Source organism: Aquipuribacter aurantiacus, from assembly GCF_051216895.1.
Classification (GTDB): domain Bacteria; phylum Actinomycetota; class Actinomycetes; order Actinomycetales; family JBBAYJ01; genus Aquipuribacter.
Map to the genome: position 1 here is coordinate 63,230 of NZ_JBPKAO010000004.1, position 17,900 is coordinate 81,129.

Sequence of the window (17,900 nt, forward strand, 5' to 3'; positions counted from 1 at the left end):
ATCAGCCGATCAGGCCCTCGGACTCCAGCCACTCCTCCGCCACGGCGTCAGCGGTCTCGCCGTCGACGTCCACCTGGGCGTTCAGCGCGGTCATCGTGTCGTTGTCCAGCGCCTCGGTGATCGGGGCGAAGACGTCGGCGATCGCCGGGAACTCCTCGAGCAGCTCGGCGCGCACGTTCGGCGACGGGTTGTAGATCGGGAAGAACGCCAGGTCGTCCTCGAGGACGGTGAGGTCCTGCTCGACGATGCGGCCGTCGGTGATGAAGACCTCGCCGAACTGGCACTCGTCCCCACCGGTCGCGGAGTAGATCGCGCCCGTGGCCAGCTCGCTGATCTGGTCGGGGCTGAACGTCGTGCCGTACACCTCCTGCAGGCCGGGCAGGCCGTCGTTGCGGACGGCGAACTCGGACTCCACGCAGATGTTGACGGGCTCGCCGGCGTTGTTGGCCTCGGCCAGGTCGCTGAGGGTCTCGATCCCGGTCTCCTCGATCGTGGCCTGGTTGGCCGCGAACGCGTAGGTGTTGTTGAAGGGCGCGTAGGGCAGCCACTCGATCTGGTTCTGCTCGAGGTCGGCCTCGGCGACGGCGGTGAACTGCTCGTCGGGCTCCTGGATCGGCTCGGCGTTGCCCAGGTGGGTGATCCAGCCGGTGCCGGTGTACTCCCAGTAGGTGTCGATCTCGCCCGCGAGCAGCGCCTCGCGCGCGGCGACGGTGCCCTGCAGGTTGCAGCTGTTGGTCACGTCGGCGCCCGCGTCCTCGAGGGCGAGGACGGTCATCTCGCACAGCACGAGCTGCTCGGTGAAGTCCTTGCCGCCGACGGAGATCGACGCACCGGACAGCTCGCCGTCGCCGCCGCCGGAGCCACCGCCGCAGGCCGCGAGGCCGAACAGGGCCGCCGTGGCGGTCGCGGTCATGGTCAGGGTGCTTCTGCTCACGTGGGTGTGCTCGCTTCCAGATCGGGGGTGGTGCAGATCAGGTGCAGGTGCAGAGGTGGAACGACCGGGGTCAGAGGCCCCGGGGGCGGAGGACGCGCTGCGCGACGGCGGACAGCCAGTCGACGGTGAGCGCGAGCGAGGCGACGAGGAGGGCGCCCACGAGGGTGACGTCGCCGCGGGCCAGCTTCTGGCCGGTGTCGATGAGGTAGCCGAGCCCGCCGGCGTTGATGAACGCGCCGAACACGGCGGCCCCGACGGCCAGCACGAGGGAGACCCGGATCCCGGTGAGGATGACGGGCACCGCGAGCGGCAGCTCGACCTTGAGCAGGGTCTGCAGGTTGGACATGCCCATGCCGCGGCTGGCCTCGATGAGGCTGCGGTCGACCCGTTCCAGGCCGACCAGCACGTTGCGGAGCACCGGCAGGACGGCGGCGATGACGATGGCCGTCACGGCGGTCCGCAGCCCGAAGCCCATGAAGCTGGGCAGCAGGAACATGACGCCCAGCGGGGGCAGGGCCTGGGCGAGGGTGAGGAACGAGACGAGCCCGCCCCGGACCCGCTCGAACGCGGGCCGGCTGAACAGCACACCCAGGGGGACGGCGATCAGGATGATGAGCGCCACGGCCCGGACCGACATGTCGAGGTGCTGCACGACGCGGCGGAGCACCTCGTCGGTGGCCAGCGCACGGGCCTCGATCTCGTCCAGGTCGCCGTTCATGACGACGACGGCGACGACGGCCGCGGTGATCGCGACGACGGGGGAGATGACGAGCTCTAGCGCCGACCGCAGACCCGTCCGGCGGGCGGCCCGGGCGTCCTCGGCGGCGGCGACGCCGTGGCGCTCGGCCGTCGCGGCGGCCGTCTCTGGCTCGTGGGCGCCCGGCGCCGCGGGGCCGGGGGTGGCCAGGCTCATGCGCCCGCCGCTGCGCTCGGGGTGGCCGTGGCGGCCGCGCCGGCGGACCCGGTGCCGACGGAACCGGTGGCGACGACCTCGTCCCGCTCGTTGACCAGGTCCTCCCAGCGCAGCGCCCCGACCAGACGACGGGCCCCGTCGACGACGGCCACCACCGGTACGTGGTGGGTGAGCATCTCGTCGACGGCCGTGTGCAGGCTGGCGTCCTTGTCGACGTAGATCAGGGGGATGTCGCGGCCCTCGTGCCCGGGGACGGACGCCCAGCGCTTCGGCTTGCCGCCGCCGTCGACCTCGGCCACCAGGTCGCCGCGGGTCACGCGGCCGGCCCCGGCCTTCAGCACGTCGCGCAGCGGCATGTCGTCCAGGGTGACCAGCGCCAGCCGGCGCACGGCGGCCCCGCCCCCGACGAACTCGGCGACGAAGTCGTCGGCGGGCTCGCTGAGCACCTTGGCCGGCACGTCCAGCTGGTGCAGCCGACCGCCCTGCCCGAACACGGCGATCCGGTCGCCCAGCTTCACGGCCTCGGTCAGGTCGTGGGTGACGAAGCAGATGGTCTTCTTGACCTGCTCCTGCAGGGCCAGGAACTCGTCCTGCAGCCGGTCGCGGGTGACGGGGTCGATGGCCCCGAACGGCTCGTCCATCAGCATGACGGCGGGGTCGGCGGCCAGGCCGCGGGCGACGCCGATCCGCTGCTGCTGCCCGCCCGACAGCTCCTTGGGGTAGCGGTCGCGGTAGTCCTTGGGCTCCAGGCCGACCAGGGCCAGCAGCTCGTCGACGCGGGCCGCGGTCCGCTTCTTGTCCCAGCCGAGCATCTTGGGCACCGTCGCGATGTTGGCGCCGATGGTCCAGTGCGGGAACAGCCCCACCTGCTGGATCACGTAGCCGATGGTCCGGCGCAGCTTGTCGACGTCGACGTCGGTGACGTCCTCGCCGTTGATGACGATGCGACCGCTGGACGGCTCGATCAGCCGGTTCATCATCTTCAGGGTGGTGGTCTTGCCGCACCCGGAGGGGCCGATGAGCATGACGATCTCGCCCTCGGGCACGGACAGGTCGAGCGCCTTGACGGCGGGCTCGGCCTGGCCGTGGAACCGCTTGGTGACCTGCTGCAGCTCGATCATCGGACGGGCTGCTGCGGTGCTGGTGGTGGGCTCAGGCACGGATCCCCCTCGGGACGGTGAGGCGTTGGACGACGGAGAAGACGGCCTCGAGGACCAGGGCGACGACGACCGTGCCGGCGATGCCGACGATGACGCTGGCCAGGGCGTTGGTGCCGCCGAAGCGGCTGATGCCGGAGAACAGCAGCTCCCCGAACCCGCCGGCCTGGACGTACGCCGCGGCGACCGCGATCGAGGTCAGGACGGTGGTCGTGGTGCGGATGCCGCCGAGGATGACCGGCCAGGCCAGCGGGAGCTTGGTCCGCAGCACCCGCTGCGTGGCGCTCATCCCCATGCCCCGGGCCGACTCCAGGACGTTGCGGTCCACGGTGCCGAGCCCGGTCACGGCGTTGACGAAGATCGGGTAGACCGCGTAGACGGTCAGACCGATGTAGGCCGCGGTCGCGCCGAGGCCCACCAGCGGGATGAGCAGGACGAACAGGGCCAGCGACGGGATGGTCAACGACGTGGCCGACACCGTCGTGACGACCTCGCGCGCGATCGGGTTGCTCTCGACCAGCAGCGCGAGACCGACGGCGACGACGGTGGCGATCACGATCGGCACCATCACCAGCTGGACGTGCTGCAGGAACAGCTCGAACAGGTCGTCGTAGCGCGAGGCCAGGAAGCCGGGCAGGTCGCTCATCGGATCACCTCGTCGCGGTGGGAGGCGCCGAGACGCTCGGCGAACGTGGCGGCGGCGGCGCGGAGCGCAGTCGTCAGGATCACGACGTTGTCCGCGAGGCGCTCGGTGGGGCCGGCGCAGGACACGGCGGCGGTGACGGACCCGTCGGCGCCCCGGACCGGGACGGCGAACGCGGACAGGCTGCGGTCGATCTCCTCGTCGGCGCGGGCGTACCCGGCCCCGGCCACGGTGCGCACCCGCCGCAGCACCTCGTCGGCGTCCTGCGGCGCGGCGGGACCGCCGCCGTCGGCGCCGTAGCGGCCGTGCAGGGCGAGGACGGCGGCGTCGGAGGCGTCCACCAGGAAGCACCGGCCGGCCGCGGTGGCCAGCAGCGGGTAGCTGAAGCCGACCCGGCCGATCGCCTGCAGCGGCGTGGCCGGCGCGGCCGTGGCGATGCTCACCACGGTGCCGCCGTCCCGGACCAGGACGTCGATGCGTTCGCGCAGCGACGCGCTGAGCTCGTCGACGACGGACCTCGCGTGCTCGGTGAGCACCCCGTCGTGGGCCCGGGCGGCGATGGTGAACAACCGGGGACCGATCCGGTACCCCAGGCCCACCGGGTCGCGGCGCAGGAGCCCGGAGTCGGCGAGGACGCGCAGCTGCCGCGACACCACCGACTTCTCCCGGCCCAGGGCCCGGGCGACCTCGACGACGCCGGGGGCCGACCGTTCGGAGCAGCCGGCGACGAACGTCAGCACGTCGACGGCCCGGGCGATGGTGTGCCCCGGGTCGCGGCCGGCGGCCGGCTCGGTGTCCACGGTCGTCATCGGGTGCTGGTCTCCTGGTCTGTCGGCGAGGTGCGGTCCGTCGGGGAGGTGCTCGAGCACGCGTCGTCCCGGCGGCGACACAGGCAGGTGCGTGCGACGCAACCGTGGTTGGCGGGATCGCATCGACAGTAGGCCGACGAGGGTGCTCCGCGTCCAGCCAGCACCCAGGTATGGCGGTCATCGTGACCGGATCGTGCCCTCGGGGGTCCTCGTGGTGACGCGCAGTGACCGGACGGGGGGCGGTTGTCACGCCCCGACGCGACGAGGGCGGGGCCGCGGGCCGGCCCTCGACGGGGTCGGCCCGCGGCCCCGCCCTCGGCGGTGACGCGGGGTGGTGCGCGGTCGGTGCGAGCCCGGTGGGCTCAGTGGGAGGTCGAGTACCCGGCCTCGCGGGCGCGGACGACGGAGCGGTTGATCTCGCGCTCCGCCTGCTCGCGACCGGCCCAGTGGGCGCCCTCGACGCTCTTGCCGGGCTCGAGGTCCTTGTAGGTCTCGAAGAAGTGCTGGATCTCCAGGCGGTGGAAGTCGGCGACGTCGGTGAGCTCGCGGATGTGGGCCATCCGGACGTCGTTCGCCGAGACGCACAGCACCTTGTCGTCGCCGCCCGCCTCGTCGCGCATGCGGAACATGCCGATGGCGCGGCAGGCGATCAGGCAGCCGGGGAACGTCGGCTCGTCGAGCAGGACCAGCGCGTCCAGCGGGTCGCTGTCCTCACCGAGGGTCCCCTCGATGTAGCCGTAGTCGGCCGGGTAGCGGGTCGCCGTGAACAGCATCCGGTCCAGCCGGATCCGTCCGGTGGCGTGGTCGACCTCGTACTTGTTGCGCTGCCCCTTGGGCACCTCGACCGTGACGTCGAACTCCATGTGCGCCTGACCCTTCTTCTCGCCTCGCGTACCGGTCCCCGGGTAGGGCCGTATCGTCGCCTCGCGCGGGCCGCCCGGGGACGGCCCCGGACCCCGGACGACGGGGACGGGCCCGCCCATCATGGCGCAGGTGGGGGGAGGACGGAGCATGGCCGGCAGGTCTGGGCGTGCAGGTGTGTCCATCGTCACGGCGTCGGCACTCTGCGTGGCCCTGGTCGCGGGGTACGCCTGGGCGGACGCCGCCGACGTCGTCCCGGGCCCGCTGACCGCGGCCCCGCCCCCCGCGCCGCTGCCCTCGCCCGCCCCGGAGGCGGTCGTCCCCGCCCCGGCCGCAGCCGCCCTGGACGACGTCGCCGCCCCGGCGGCGGCCGCGGTCGACGTCTCCGCACCCCCGCCGCCGGACGCCGACGCCCTGGCGGTGCAGCTGGGCGCGCTGCTGGGCGACCCGGCGCTGGGGCCCGGCCCGACGCTCAGCGTCCGGGACCTCGCCACGGGCGAGGAGGTGGCGCTCCGCAGCTCCGGCGAGGCGGTCGAGCCGGCCTCCACCGCCAAGCTGGTCACGGCCGCGGCGGCCCTGCAGGCCCTGGGGGCCGAGCACCGCACCGTCACCAGCGTGGGCTGGGTCCCCGCGGGTGAACGCCCCGGCGCCGTACCGGCCCTGGTGCTCGTCGGCGGTGGTGACCTGCTGCTGGGTGCCGCCGAGGGTGACGAGACCGCCACGGCCGGGCGCGTGGGTCTGCTCGACCTGGCCCGCACGGCGGCGGCGGCGCTCACCGAGGGGGAGCAACCGCTGCTGACGCCCGGTGCGACCCGGGTCGACGTCGTGGTGGACGACTCGCTGCTCGGCGCCCCGCAGACGCTGCCGCGGGGTGCGGGTGACGCGTTCTTCGCCTCCCCCCCTGCCTCGGTGGCCGTCGACGCCGGTCGGCGGGACGAGGGGCAGGGGCGTGACCCGGACCCGGCCGCCACGGCGGGGACCCTGTTCGCCGGGGCGGTCGAGCAGGCCCTGGCCGAGACGCTGGGCGACGCCGCCCCCTCGACCGGGCCCGTGCAGGTCAGCGTCGCCCCCGTCCCCGTGGGGTCCGTCGTGGCCGAGGGTCGCTCCGCCCCTCTCGAGGACGTGATCGCCTACCTGCTGGCGACCAGCGACAACACGGTCGCGGACGCCGTCGCCGGGCTCGTCGCCGTCGCCCGGGACCAGCCCGCCACCCTGGCCTCGGCCGGTGGGGTCCTGGTCGACGTCGTGGAGCAGGACCTGGGCGTGGACCTGGGGCCCACCGCCCTGGTCGACGGCAGCGGCCTGGGCGACGGCAGCGTCGCCACCGCCTCGGCCCTGACGTCGCTGCTGGCCGCCGCGGCCGCCCGGCCGCCGGGCGACGACGTCTCGCGGCTGGCCTCGCTGCTGCCGGTCGCCGGGGTCGACGGCACGCTGTCGGAACGGTTCACGGCCGCTGACGCCAGCGCCGCGGGTCGGGGCGTGGTGCGCGCCAAGACCGGGACGCTGACCGGCACGACGGCCCTGGCCGGGGTGACGACGACCGCCTCGGGGCGTGGTGTCGCCTTCGCGCTGCTGTCCGACCAGGTGCCGGCCGACGGGACGCCTGCCGGTCGGGTGGCCACCGACCGGGTCGTCGCAGCGGTGGCCGCCTGCTGCTGAGCACATACGCTCCTCGCATGCCCGCCGCCACCGCCACCATCGTCGACTGGGCCGCCGCCGGTGCCGCCGCGGGTGCCCTCGCGCCGCCCGGGCCCCCCCTGACGCGGGCCGAGATCGACGACCTGGTCGCGGAGCTGCGCGAGTGCTCGTCGCTGGCGGTCGACCCGGTCGCCGAGACGGCCGAGCTCGAGGCCGGTGACGACGCGGGAGCGGTGCTCGTCGTCGACCGGGCCGGCTGGGCGCGGGCCAACGCCGCGTCGTTCGGTCACCTGATGGACCCGGTCATCGCGCGGGCCATGGCCGCCCAGCGGGACAAGCGCGAGCAGAGCCGGGTCGGTCGCGCGCGGGCCCGGCTCGGGGACGGGCCGTCGCCGGCCACGGCGGTGGCCCGCGCGGTCAACGCCGCCGAGACCGGCGGGCTGCTGGCGTTCATGGCCACCAAGGTGCTCGGCCAGTACGACGTCCTCGCGCCCGAGGGTGGTCGGCTGCTGCTGGTGGCCCCCAACGTGGCGCAGGTCGAGTCCGAGATCGGGGCCGTCCCGTCGGACTTCCGGTTGTGGGTCTGCCTGCACGAGGAGACCCACCGGGTCCAGTTCGGCGCCAACCCGTGGCTGGGGGAGTGGTTCCGGACGCAGGTGGTCGAGCTGATGGACGACATGCTGGCCGACCCCGCGTCGTCGCTGGACCGGCTGCTGGAGGGCCTGGGGCGGCTGCCCGAGATCCTCCGCGCCCCCGCCGCGGGTGAGGGCTCGCCCCCGGGCTCGGCCAGCACGGGTCTCATCGACCTGGTCCAGACGCCCGAGCAGAAGGAACGCCTCGACGCCCTCACCGCCGTGATGTCGCTGCTGGAGGGCCACGCCGACGTCGTGATGGACGCCGTCGGACCGTCCGTGGTGCCGAGCGTCGCCCAGATCCGGTCCCGGTTCCAGGCCCGTCGAGGTGGGACGGGGCCGGTCGACCGGGTGGTCCGCCGCCTGCTGGGCCTGGAGGCCAAGGCCGCCCAGTACCGCGACGGCGCGCGCTTCGTGCGCCAGGTCACCGACCGGGTGGGCACGAGCGGCTTCAACGCCGTCTGGGCCGGTCCGGACAGCCTCCCCCGACCCGGTGAGCTGCGGGACCCCGCGGCGTGGGTGGCCCGGGTCCACGCCTGAGCGGGCCCTCCGTCGTGGACAGCACCTCCCCCCAGGAGCAGGTCGGGGCAGCGACCCGGCAGGTGCAGCTGGCGGTGCGGGCCGCGCTGGGACGGGCCGGCGGGGTGGCCGGCGGGCGCGTCGTCGTCGGGGTCAGCGGTGGCCCCGACTCGCTGGCCCTGCTGGCTGCGACCGTCCACGTGGCCGTCGGGTCACGGCTGCGGGTGCACGCGGTCACCGTCGACCACGGCTGGCGCCACGACAGCCCCGCCGTCGCCGCCCGCGTCGCCCGCGCCGCCCTGGGCCTGGGCGCCCAGGACGTGTCCGTCGTCCGGGTCACCCCGCGCCGGTCCTCCGGTGGCGGTTGGGTCGGCGGGCCCGAGGACGCCGCCCGCGACGTCCGGCTGAGGGCCCTGGCCGGGGTCGCGGAGAGGGACGGCGCGGTGGCCGTCCTGCTCGGCCACACCCTGGACGACCAGGCCGAGCAGGTCCTGCTGGGGCTGGCCCGCGGTTCGGGCAGCCGGGCGCTGGCCGGCATCCCCACGTTCCGTCCGCCGTTCGTCCGCCCGCTGCTCGGGCTGCGGCGCGGCGTCGTGGCCACCGCCTGCCCGCAGCTGCCGGCCCTGGGCCTGCCCTGGTACGACCCCGGCAACCACGACCGCACCCTGCTGCGCTCCCGCGTGCGCGCCGACCTGCTCCCCGTGCTGGCCGACGTCCTGGGGCCCGGCGCCGTGCCGTCGTTGGCCCGCAGCGCCGACCTGCTGCGTCGGGACGCGGACGCCCTGGACGACTGGGCGGGCCGGGAGGTCGCGGAGCTGACCGGGGCGTCGCCACCCGCCGGCGCAGCGGTGCAGGAGGGACCGGTCGACGTCTTGGTCGACGTCCCGGTCGACGTCCCGGTCGCGGTGCCGGTCGGTGTCCCGGTCCCGGTCCCGGTCGCGGTCCCGGTCGCGGTCCCGTCCCGCGTCCCGGTCGACGTCCCGGTCGCGCCGTTGCTCCGGCTGCCGGACGCGGTCCGGACCCGGGTGCTCCGCCGGCTGGCCACCACCGCCGGCGCCGGGCCGCTGTCGCTGCGGCACACCACCGCCCTGGACGGCCTCGTCGTGGCCTGGCGCGGGCAGGGCCAGGTCCGGCTGCCGGGTGGTGCGGCGGCCGCGCGCGTCACGGGGCCCGACGGCTGTGGCAGGCTTCGGATCGCTGTCGACCGCACCCCTCGAGAGGACCCTCATGGACGCCCGTGACGCCGGGACAGACCTCGCCAGCGTGCTGCTGACGCAGGAGCAGGTGCACACGCGCCTGGAGGAGCTCGCGGCCGAGATCGACGAGTTCTACGCGGGGTCGGAGGTGCTGCTCGTCGGCGTCCTCAAGGGGGCCGTCATGGTGATGGCGGACCTGGCCCGGGCGCTCACGGTCCCGGTGACGATGGACTGGATGGCGGTGTCCAGCTACGGCTCGGGCACGCAGTCCTCCGGGGTGGTGCGGATCCTCAAGGACCTCGACACCGACCTGACCGGCAAGCACGTCCTCATCGTGGAGGACATCATCGACTCCGGCCTCACGCTGTCCTGGCTCAGCGCCAACCTCGGCTCCCGCGGCCCGGCGTCGGTCCGGATCGCGACGCTGCTGCGCAAGCCGACCGCGGCCAAGGTGCAGGTCGAGGTGCAGTGGGTGGGGTTCGACATCGGTGAGGAGTTCGTCGTCGGCTACGGCCTGGACTACGACGAGAAGTACCGCAACCTGCGCGACATCGGGGTGCTCGCCCCGCACATGTACCGCTGACGGAGGTCGACCCGTCCGGCTTCGCCCGCGGCGAACAGCGCCCCCGGGCGGAACGCCTGCGGCACGGACCCCGTTGACACCGCAGATGGTGTGTCGTAGGCCCGCTGTACCCTCAGGACCTGGGCCTGCACGACCGGCGACACCCAGGACCACGACGAACAACCGACGCTGTCAGCAGGGAGGACGGGGCTCGCGCCCCGTTTGGTGAACCGGATGAAGATGCGCACGTTCCTGCGAAGCGGAGCGATCTGGATCGTCCTCGCGATCGTGATCGTCCTGGTGGGGGCCCGGCTCATCAGCACCGACCGGTTCGCGCAGGTCGACACCAGCCAGGCGCTGCAGCTGATCGAGGACGGCCTGGTCGCCTCGGCGCTGGTCGTCGACCAGGAGCAGCGCCTCGACCTGACCCTCGTCGACGGCGAGGAGGTCGACGGCTCGACGCAGGTCCGCACCTACTACGTCGACCAGCGTGGCGAGGACGTCCTGCGCCTGCTGGACGCCAACCCGCCCGAGGACGGCGTCAACGAGGAGAACCCGCAGGGGTCGCTGCTGACGACGCTGCTGATCAGCATCCTGCCGCTCATCATCATCCTGGGTCTGTTCTGGTTCGTCCTGACCCGGATGAGCGGCGGGGGCAACCGGGTGATGCAGTTCGGCAAGTCCAAGGCCAAGCTCATCACCAAGGACATGCCCAAGGTCACCTTCGCCGACGTCGCCGGTGCCGAGGAGGCCGTCGAGGAGCTCACCGAGATCAAGGAGTTCCTCTCCGAGCCGCAGAAGTTCCTGGCCGTGGGCGCCAAGATCCCCAAGGGCGTCCTGCTCTACGGGCCGCCCGGCACGGGCAAGACGCTGCTGGCCCGCGCCACGGCCGGCGAGGCCGGTGTGCCGTTCTACTCGATCTCCGGCTCGGACTTCGTCGAGATGTTCGTCGGCGTCGGCGCCTCCCGCGTCCGCGACCTGTTCGAGCAGGCCAAGCAGAACGCGCCCGCCATCATCTTCGTCGACGAGATCGACGCCGTCGGCCGCCACCGCGGCGCCGGCATGGGCGGCGGGCACGACGAGCGCGAGCAGACCCTCAACCAGCTCCTGGTCGAGATGGACGGCTTCGACGTCAAGGCCAACGTCATCCTCATCGCCGCGACCAACCGCCCGGACATCCTCGACCCGGCGCTGCTGCGCCCCGGCCGGTTCGACCGGCAGATCACCGTCGAGGCCCCGGACATGCAGGGCCGGCTCAAGATCCTGACCGTGCACGGCAAGGGCAAGCCGCTGGCCGACGTCGACCTGGAGTCGATCGCCCGCCGTACGCCGGGCTTCACCGGTGCCGACCTGGCCAACGTGCTCAACGAGGCGGCCCTGCTCACCGCGCGCGGTGACAGGCAGCTGATCGACGACGCCACCCTCGACGAGGCCATCGACCGCGTCATGGCCGGGCCGCAGAAGCGGACCCGGCTGATGAACGACAAGGAACGGCTGATCACCGCCTACCACGAGGGCGGGCACGCCCTGGTGGCCGCGTCGCTGCCGAACACCGACCCCGTCGCCAAGATCACGATCCTGCCGCGGGGCCGGGCGCTCGGCTACACGATGGTCCTGCCGACCGAGGACAAGTACTCCACCTCGCGCAACGAGATGCTCGACCAGCTGGCCTACGCCCTGGGCGGGCGGGTCGCGGAGGAGCTCGTCTTCCACGACCCGACCTCCGGTGCGGCCAACGACATCGAGAAGGCGACCGGCCTGGCGCGCAAGATGGTCACGCAGTTCGGCATGAGCGAGGAGATCGGCGCCATCAAGCTCGGCAGCGCGTCGGGCGAGATGTTCCTGGGCCGCGACATGGGCCACGAGCGTGACTACTCCGAGTCCGTCGCGGCGACGGTCGACCGCGAGGTCCGCCGGTTGATCGAGGCCGCGCACGACGAGGCCTGGGAGATCCTGGTCGAGCACCGCCCGATCCTCGACCGGCTCGTCAAGGAGCTCCTCGAGAAGGAGACCCTGAACGCCGAGCAGATCCGCGGCATCTTCTCCGACGTGGTCAAGCGGCCCTCCCGGGCGGTCTGGCTGTCCAGCGAGCGTCGCGCGGTCTCCGACCTGCCGCCGGTGCCGGTGCCGCCACGTCCGGTCGTCAACGCCAACGGGTTCGCCGTGGCCAACGGTGCGCCGGTCAACGGTGCCCCGGTCAACGGTGGTCCCGACGGCGGCGCGAACGGCGGCGCGAACGGGGGCTCGAACGGCTCGTCGAACGGCGGTTCCGACTCCTCGCACGTCGACGGGTCCTCCAACGGCGTCGGCCACGGCTCGGGCAACGGCGGGTCGGCCACCGACGGCGACGGCCCGGGGCAGGGCCCGGGGCCCGGTGCGACCGGCGGCCCCGACCCGTGGGTCCCCACCCCCGGCTCCCCGTCCGCGGGTGGCTCCGGTCTCCCGGGCGCGCCCGGCCGCCCCGGACCGTCCTGAGCCTCGTGGCGCAGGCCCCCCGGCGCGGACCGGCGGGCCTGCAGGGCCCGGCCGGGTCGCTGCTGTCCGGTCTCGACCGGCCGGTGGTGCTGGCCGTCCTCAACGTCACGCCCGACTCGTTCAGCGACGGCGGGCTCTGGGCGCGCGAGGACGACGCGGTGCTCCACGGCCTCGGCCTGGTCGCGGCCGGGGCCGACGCGGTCGACGTGGGAGGGGAGTCCACCCGGCCCGGGGCGCAGCGCGTGCCCGAGCACGAGGAGCTCCGTCGCACCGTGGCCGTCGTCCGGCGCCTGGCCGCCGACGGCGTCCCGGTGAGCATCGACACGATGCGGGCCTCGGTCGCCGCGGCGGCGCTGGAGGCCGGGGCCGTCATGGTCAACGACGTCAGCGGGGGGGTTGCCGACCCCGACATGGCGCGCGTCGTGGCGCAGGCCCGCTGCGCCTTCGTGGTGATGCACTGGCGGGGGCACGCGGAGCAGATGGACGACCTGGCCCGCTACGACGACGTCGCGGTCGACGTCGCCGACGAGCTGGGCCGCCGGGTCGACGCCCTCGTCGCCGCCGGGGTGGACGCCGACCGGCTCGTGCTCGACCCCGGGATCGGCTTCGCCAAGACCGCGGCCGACAACTGGCGGGTCCTGGGCGAGCTGTCCCGCCTGGACGCGTTGGGTCTGCCGCTGCTGGTCGGGGTCAGCCGCAAGCGGTTCCTCGGCGCCCTGCTCGCCGCCCCCGACGGCACGCCGCGCGACGTCGAGCACCGTGAGGACGCCTCCCACGCCGCGGCGGCCCTGCTGGCGGCGCACGGGGTGTGGGGGGTCCGGGCTCACACCGCCCGCCCCACGGCCGACGCGGTCCGGGTCGGCGCGGCCTGGCGTCGGGCCAAGGCCGGTCGGAGCGAGCAGGATGGGTTCTCGTGACCGATCACCACCTCGTGGGTGCCGGGACCGGCCCGCTGGACCGCGTGTCCGTGACCGGCGTCCGGGCTCACGGCACCCACGGCGTGCTGGAGCACGAGAAGCGTGACGGGCAGGAGTTCTCCTGCGACATCACCATGCACCTGTCGGTGGTCCGCGCGGGCCGGAGCGACGACCTGGCCGACGCGGTCGACTACTCCGTGGTGGCGCGCCAGGCGCACGAGATCCTGGCCGGGCCCTCGCTGGACCTGGTCGAGACGGTGGCCGAACGGATCGCCGCCGCCGTCCTCGCCGACCAGCGGGTCCAGGCCGTCGAGGTCGTCGTCCACAAGCCGCAGGCCCCCGTGGGGGTCCCGTTCGACGACGTCCAGGTCCGGGTGCTCCGCACGCGCGAGGACGCGGTGGCCGACGCCGCGCCCGACCGCCCGGTCCGGGCCGTGCTGGCGCTGGGCGCCAACCTCGGCGAGGCCCACGCCACCCTGCACCAGGCCGTCCTCGACCTGGCCGCGGTCGACGGCCTCACGGTGCTGGAGTCCTCGCCGGTCGTGGACACCGCCCCGGTGGGCGGTCCGCAGCAGGGGCGGTACCTCAACGCCGTCCTGCTGGTCGAGACCACGCTGTCACCGCGCGCACTGCTGCACGCCTGCCAGGACGTCGAGACCGCGCACGGGCGGACCCGTGAGGTGCGGTGGGGCCCGCGCACCCTGGACGTGGACGTGGTGAGCGTCAGCCGCACCGACGGGCGGGCCCTGGTGCTGCGGACGATCGACCTGGAGCTGCCGCACCCCCGCGCCGCCGGTCGTCGGTTCGTGCTGCAGCCGTGGTCCCTGGTCGACCCGCAGGCCCGGCTGCTCGACCTCGGCGAGGAGCGGTCCGTCGTGGACCTGCTCGACGAGGCCCTCTCCGACGAGTCGGACGTGGTCGTGCGGCCCGACCTCGCCCTGCCGTTCGGGCTGCCGGCCGCGGGTTGATGGTGGCGGGTTGATGGTGGCGGGTTGATGGTGGCGGGCTCGCCGTGAGGATGGCCCCCACGCGGGTCGGTCCGCTCCTGCTGCTGGCCGGGGTCGCCTTCGCCCTGACGACCGCCTGGTTGCAGCTGCGGCAGGCCGGCGGGGCCGCGACCCCCGCCCCGCCGTTCGTGGCCGTCGTGGTCATCGCCGCGCTGGCGTTCGCGGTCCTCGTGGTCGCCTGGCCGATCCGACGGTGGAACGCCGGCGAGCGCGACCGGGCCGTGAACCCGCTGCGGGCCGCCCGCACCGTCGCCCTGGCCAAGTCCGCCGCGATGGCCGGTGCGCTGCTGACCGGCGGGTGGGTCGGGTTCGTGGGGGTGGCGCTGCCGGCCGTGACCCTGGCCTCGCAGCCGGGCCGGGTCGCGGCGTCGGCCGCGGTGGTGCTGGCCTCGGTCGGGCTGACGGTCGCCGGGCTCGTCGCCGAGCGCTGGTGCATGATCCCGCCCGAGGACGACGACGAGCACGGCGGTGGCGCCCGCGGTGGGGGAGGCCGGCAGCCGAGCCCGGCCTAGTCGCGGTCGGCGCGGGCGGCGCTCAGCCCGGGAAGTCCCCTGCCCGGCCCAGCAGCGCAGGGGCCCGGTCCGCGCCGAGCGCCGCGGTGACGTAGTCGCAGGGGTCGGCCAGGTCGGCCACCCGCAGCCCGACGTCGACCCCGGAGCGACCCAGCGCGTAGACCAGGTCCTCGGTGCCGATGTTGCCCGTGGCGTTCGGCGCGAACGGGCAGCCGCCGTACCCGCCGATCGAGGCGTCCAGGGCCAGGACGCCCTCCTCGGCCGCGGTCAGCGCGTTGGCGTAGCCGGTGTTGCGGGTGTTGTGGAAGTGCGCGCGCAGCGGCACGTCGGACTCCGCCCGCACCGCGCGCACCAGCCTGCGCACGTCGGCGGGCACGCCCACACCGATCGTGTCGGCGATGGCGACCTCGACGGGCTCGCCCGGCAGCACGGCCCGGACGACCCGCATCACCTGCTCCGTGCCGACCTCGCCCTCGAACGGGCAGCCGAAGGCCGCCGACACGGTCACCGAGGCGGGCACGCCTGCGGCCCGGGCGCGTTCGAGCATCCGGACCGTGGCGGCCAGCACGTCGTCGACGCCTGCGCCCTGGTTGCGCCGGGAGAACGTCTCGGTCGTGATCGCCACGAGGTTGACCTCGTCGACCCCGGCGGCGAGGGCGCGGTCCAGGCCCCGCTCGTTGAGCACCAGGCCGATGTGGTCGACGTGGCTGCCGTCCGGCGCGGTGCGGGGGACCGCAGCCATGACCTCCTCGGCCCCGGCCATCTGCGGCACCCGCTTCGGGTTGACGAAGCTGACGGTCTCCAGCCGCCGCACGCCCGCGCCGACGAGACGGCGGACCAGCTCGACCCGGGTGTCGACGTCCAGCACGGCACGCTCGTTCTGCAGACCGTCGCGCGGACCGACCTCGACGACGTGCACCCCGCGCGAGGTGGGAGCGGGCACGGGGGTGGACTGGGGTGCGACGGCGGCGTCGGACATGGGTACAGCGTGCACCCCGTTCTCAGATGTATGCAACAGCCTCGGTCACCGAAAGAAAGTCGCCTGGATCTCTTGTGCTGCCCAGAGACCGCTCCTAGATTGCACACACCCCTCACCCCAGCGATGCGGAGCGGCGCATGGACTCGACGGATCGGACCACCACGGTGGACTCGGTGCGCACGATGATCCTGCGCGGCGACTACGCACCGGGGGCCAGGCTCGGCGAGGTCGAGCTGGCTCAGGCCCTCGGGGTGTCCCGCACGCCGGTCCGCGAGGCCCTCCGCCGCCTGTCGGCGGAGGGCCTCGTCGACATCACCCCCAACAAGGGCGCCCGCGTCGTCGACTTCAGCCCCGAGGACCTCGAGCACGTGTTCGTCCTGCGCGCGCACGTCGAGGGCCTGTCGGCCCGGTTGGCCGCCGCCCGGATCAGCGACGCGCAGCTGGACGAGCTGCAGGCGTCCGCGGAGCAGATGGCCGCCCACGCCCTGCCCGGCCCGGACCAGGACCTCGACCTGGTCTACGGCCTCAACGCGCGCTTCCACGCCCTCGTCGTGGGGGCCACCGGCAGCAACGTCCTGCCGGGGGTGGTGGACTCCCTGGTCCACACCGGGGCGGTGCTGCGCACGCTGCACGGCTTCGACGACGACGCCATGCGCCGCAGCACCCAGCACCACCTGGAGATCGTCGCCGCCCTGCGCGCCCACGACGGGCTCTGGGCGGAGTCGGTGATGCGCAGCCACCTGATGTCCGCCCGGGCGTCCTTGCTCGGACCACGACGCCAGCCCGCAGACCCCCTGGAGCCCGAGTGAACGACAGCCCCGCCGGCGCCGGCAACCCCGGCCACGTCGGCAGCCCCGCCGCCCCCGAGGACGCGGACGGCCGCGCCGCCCTGCCGCTGGCCGACGTGCGGGTGGTCGAGCTGGGCCAGCTGCTGGCCGGGCCGTTCTGCGGGCAGCTGCTCGGCGACTTCGGGGCCGACGTCATCAAGGTCGAGGACCCGGGCCGCGGTGACCCGATGCGCCAGTGGGGGCGCGAGAAGCCGCACGGTCAGTCGCTGTGGTGGCCGGTGGTGGCCCGCAACAAGCGGAGCGTCACCTGCGACCTGCGCACCCTGGCGGGGCAGGACCTGGTGCGGCGCCTCGTCGGCGAGGCCGACGTCCTGCTCGAGAACTTCCGGCCGGGCACCCTCGAGCGGTGGGGCCTGTCCCCGGAGTCGCTGTGGGAGGTCAACCCCCGTCTGGTCGTCACCCGGGTCACGGGCTTCGGGCAGACCGGGCCCTACGCCCCGCGCGCCGGGTACGGCTCGATCGGCGAGGCGATGGGCGGCATCCGGCACGTCATCGGCGACCCCGACCGCCCGCCCGCACGCGCCGGCATCAGCCTCGGCGACTCCCTCGCCGCCACCTTCGCCGCGCTCGGCACCATGGTCGCCCTGCACCACCGGGACCGCACCGGGCAGGGCCAGGTCGTCGACTCCGCCATCTACGAGGCCGTGCTGGCGATGATGGAGTCGCTGCTGCCGGAGTGGGAGGTCGCCGGCTACCAGCGCGAGCGGACCGGGTCGGTCCTGCCCAACGTCGCCCCGAGCAACGCCTACCCGACCGCCGACGGCGAGATGGTCCTCGTCGCCGCCAACCAGGACACCGTCTTCACGCGCCTGGCCCGGGTGATGGGCCGCCCCGAGCTGGCGACCGACCCCCGCTACGCCACGCACGGCGCCCGCGGCGCCCACGCCGAGGAGCTCGACGACCTCATCGCGGTGTGGACGGCGAGCCTGGACGCCGACGACCTGCTGTCCCGGCTGGCCGGCGACGGCGTCCCCGCAGGTCGGATCTACCAGGCCAAGGACATGCTGGCCGACCCGCACTTCGCGGCCCGCGAGTCCGTGGTCCGCCTCGCCCACCCCGACTTCGGCCAGGTGCCGATGCAGAACGTGTTCCCGCGGCTGTCCCGCTCGCCCGGTCGCGTCCGGGCCGTCGGCCCCACCCTCGGCCAGCACAGCGACGAGGTCTACCGCGGCCTCCTGGGCCTGACCAGCGACGAGATCGACCAGCTCCGCACCGACGGGGTGATCTGAGGAAGGCCCCACCCCGCCCCTGCCGCACCCCACGGCGACAACCGCCCGCGAACCGGAGGAATGCAATGG

The 17,900-nt window shown here is 74.4% G+C and carries 17 protein-coding genes; 10 read left to right on the forward strand and 7 right to left on the reverse strand.

Going from position 1 to position 17,900, the window contains the following annotated elements; genetic code table 11:
* Position 1: 1 nt before the first annotated feature.
* The 6 genes from ACR80Q_RS06970 to ACR80Q_RS06995 all read right to left on the reverse strand — a co-directional run bounded on the left by ACR80Q_RS06970 (position 2) and on the right by ACR80Q_RS06995 (position 5,319).
* Positions 2–934 (reverse strand): glycine betaine ABC transporter substrate-binding protein, encoded by a 933-nt coding sequence (locus tag ACR80Q_RS06970; protein ID WP_435376874.1) that lies wholly within the window; start codon positions 932–934, stop codon positions 2–4.
* Between the two features lie 70 nt (positions 935–1,004).
* Entirely contained in the window at positions 1,005–1,847 is an 843-nt protein-coding gene (locus tag ACR80Q_RS06975) for an ABC transporter permease (protein WP_435376875.1), read from the reverse strand.
* Positions 1,844–3,007: an ABC transporter ATP-binding protein gene (locus tag ACR80Q_RS06980; RefSeq protein WP_435376876.1), complete on the reverse strand. Its 1,164-nt coding sequence runs from the start codon at positions 3,005–3,007 to the stop codon at positions 1,844–1,846. Before ACR80Q_RS06980 ends, ACR80Q_RS06975 begins: the two co-directional genes overlap by 4 nt.
* Positions 3,000–3,650 (reverse strand): ABC transporter permease, encoded by a 651-nt coding sequence (locus tag ACR80Q_RS06985; RefSeq protein ID WP_435376877.1) that lies wholly within the window; start codon positions 3,648–3,650, stop codon positions 3,000–3,002. Before ACR80Q_RS06985 ends, ACR80Q_RS06980 begins: the two co-directional genes overlap by 8 nt.
* On the reverse strand, positions 3,647–4,456 hold the full coding sequence (locus ACR80Q_RS06990; protein WP_435376878.1) for an IclR family transcriptional regulator: 810 nt from the start codon (positions 4,454–4,456) through the stop codon (positions 3,647–3,649). Before ACR80Q_RS06990 ends, ACR80Q_RS06985 begins: the two co-directional genes overlap by 4 nt.
* A gap of 362 nt (positions 4,457–4,818) precedes the next feature.
* A complete protein-coding gene (locus tag ACR80Q_RS06995) occupies positions 4,819–5,319 on the reverse strand; it encodes an inorganic diphosphatase (protein WP_435376879.1) in 501 nt (166 codons plus the stop codon).
* Positions 5,320–5,467: 148 nt separating this feature from the next.
* On the opposite strand from ACR80Q_RS06995, the gene dacB reads away from it, so the two are divergent.
* From dacB to ACR80Q_RS07035, 8 genes are all read left to right on the forward strand, one after another.
* Positions 5,468–6,976, forward strand: coding sequence for a D-alanyl-D-alanine carboxypeptidase/D-alanyl-D-alanine endopeptidase (gene dacB / locus ACR80Q_RS07000; protein ID WP_435376880.1), 1,509 nt, complete (start codon positions 5,468–5,470; stop codon positions 6,974–6,976).
* Positions 6,977–6,993: 17 nt separating this feature from the next.
* Positions 6,994–8,127 carry an Rv3626c family coenzyme F420 biosynthesis-associated protein gene (locus tag ACR80Q_RS07005; RefSeq protein ID WP_435376881.1) on the forward strand — a complete coding sequence of 378 codons (1,134 nt, stop codon included), beginning with the start codon at positions 6,994–6,996 and terminating at the stop codon, positions 8,125–8,127.
* 14 nt (positions 8,128–8,141) lie between these two features.
* Positions 8,142–9,347, forward strand: coding sequence for a tRNA lysidine(34) synthetase TilS (gene tilS, locus ACR80Q_RS07010; protein ID WP_435376882.1), 1,206 nt, complete (start codon positions 8,142–8,144; stop codon positions 9,345–9,347).
* Positions 9,334–9,885 (forward strand): hypoxanthine phosphoribosyltransferase, encoded by a 552-nt coding sequence (gene hpt / locus ACR80Q_RS07015; protein ID WP_435376883.1) that lies wholly within the window; start codon positions 9,334–9,336, stop codon positions 9,883–9,885. Before tilS ends, hpt begins: the two co-directional genes overlap by 14 nt.
* Positions 9,886–10,098: 213 nt before the next feature.
* Entirely contained in the window at positions 10,099–12,339 is a 2,241-nt protein-coding gene (gene ftsH / locus ACR80Q_RS07020; protein ID WP_435376884.1) for an ATP-dependent zinc metalloprotease FtsH, read from the forward strand.
* A 5-nt stretch (positions 12,340–12,344) separates the two neighbouring features.
* Positions 12,345–13,256 (forward strand): dihydropteroate synthase, encoded by a 912-nt coding sequence (gene folP / locus ACR80Q_RS07025; protein WP_435376885.1) that lies wholly within the window; start codon positions 12,345–12,347, stop codon positions 13,254–13,256.
* Positions 13,253–14,224, forward strand: coding sequence for a 2-amino-4-hydroxy-6-hydroxymethyldihydropteridine diphosphokinase (gene folK, locus ACR80Q_RS07030; RefSeq protein WP_435376886.1), 972 nt, complete (start codon positions 13,253–13,255; stop codon positions 14,222–14,224). The genes folP and folK overlap by 4 nt, the downstream gene beginning before the upstream one ends.
* A 50-nt stretch (positions 14,225–14,274) precedes the next feature.
* Positions 14,275–14,775, forward strand: a complete 501-nt coding sequence (locus ACR80Q_RS07035; protein ID WP_435377114.1) for a DUF3180 domain-containing protein — start codon at positions 14,275–14,277, stop codon at positions 14,773–14,775.
* Between the two features lie 22 nt (positions 14,776–14,797).
* On the opposite strand, the gene ACR80Q_RS07040 is transcribed toward ACR80Q_RS07035, so the two are convergent.
* Entirely contained in the window at positions 14,798–15,754 is a 957-nt protein-coding gene (locus tag ACR80Q_RS07040) for a hydroxymethylglutaryl-CoA lyase (protein WP_435376887.1), read from the reverse strand.
* Positions 15,755–15,891: 137 nt separating this feature from the next.
* Here ACR80Q_RS07040 and ACR80Q_RS07045 point away from each other — a divergent pair, with 137 nt between their 5' ends.
* Both ACR80Q_RS07045 and ACR80Q_RS07050 read left to right on the forward strand, forming a co-directional pair.
* Positions 15,892–16,563, forward strand: a complete 672-nt coding sequence (locus ACR80Q_RS07045) for a GntR family transcriptional regulator (protein WP_435376888.1) — start codon at positions 15,892–15,894, stop codon at positions 16,561–16,563.
* Positions 16,560–17,831: a CaiB/BaiF CoA transferase family protein gene (locus ACR80Q_RS07050; protein WP_435376889.1), complete on the forward strand. Its 1,272-nt coding sequence runs from the start codon at positions 16,560–16,562 to the stop codon at positions 17,829–17,831. The genes ACR80Q_RS07045 and ACR80Q_RS07050 overlap by 4 nt, the downstream gene beginning before the upstream one ends.
* Positions 17,832–17,900 lie beyond the last annotated feature (69 nt).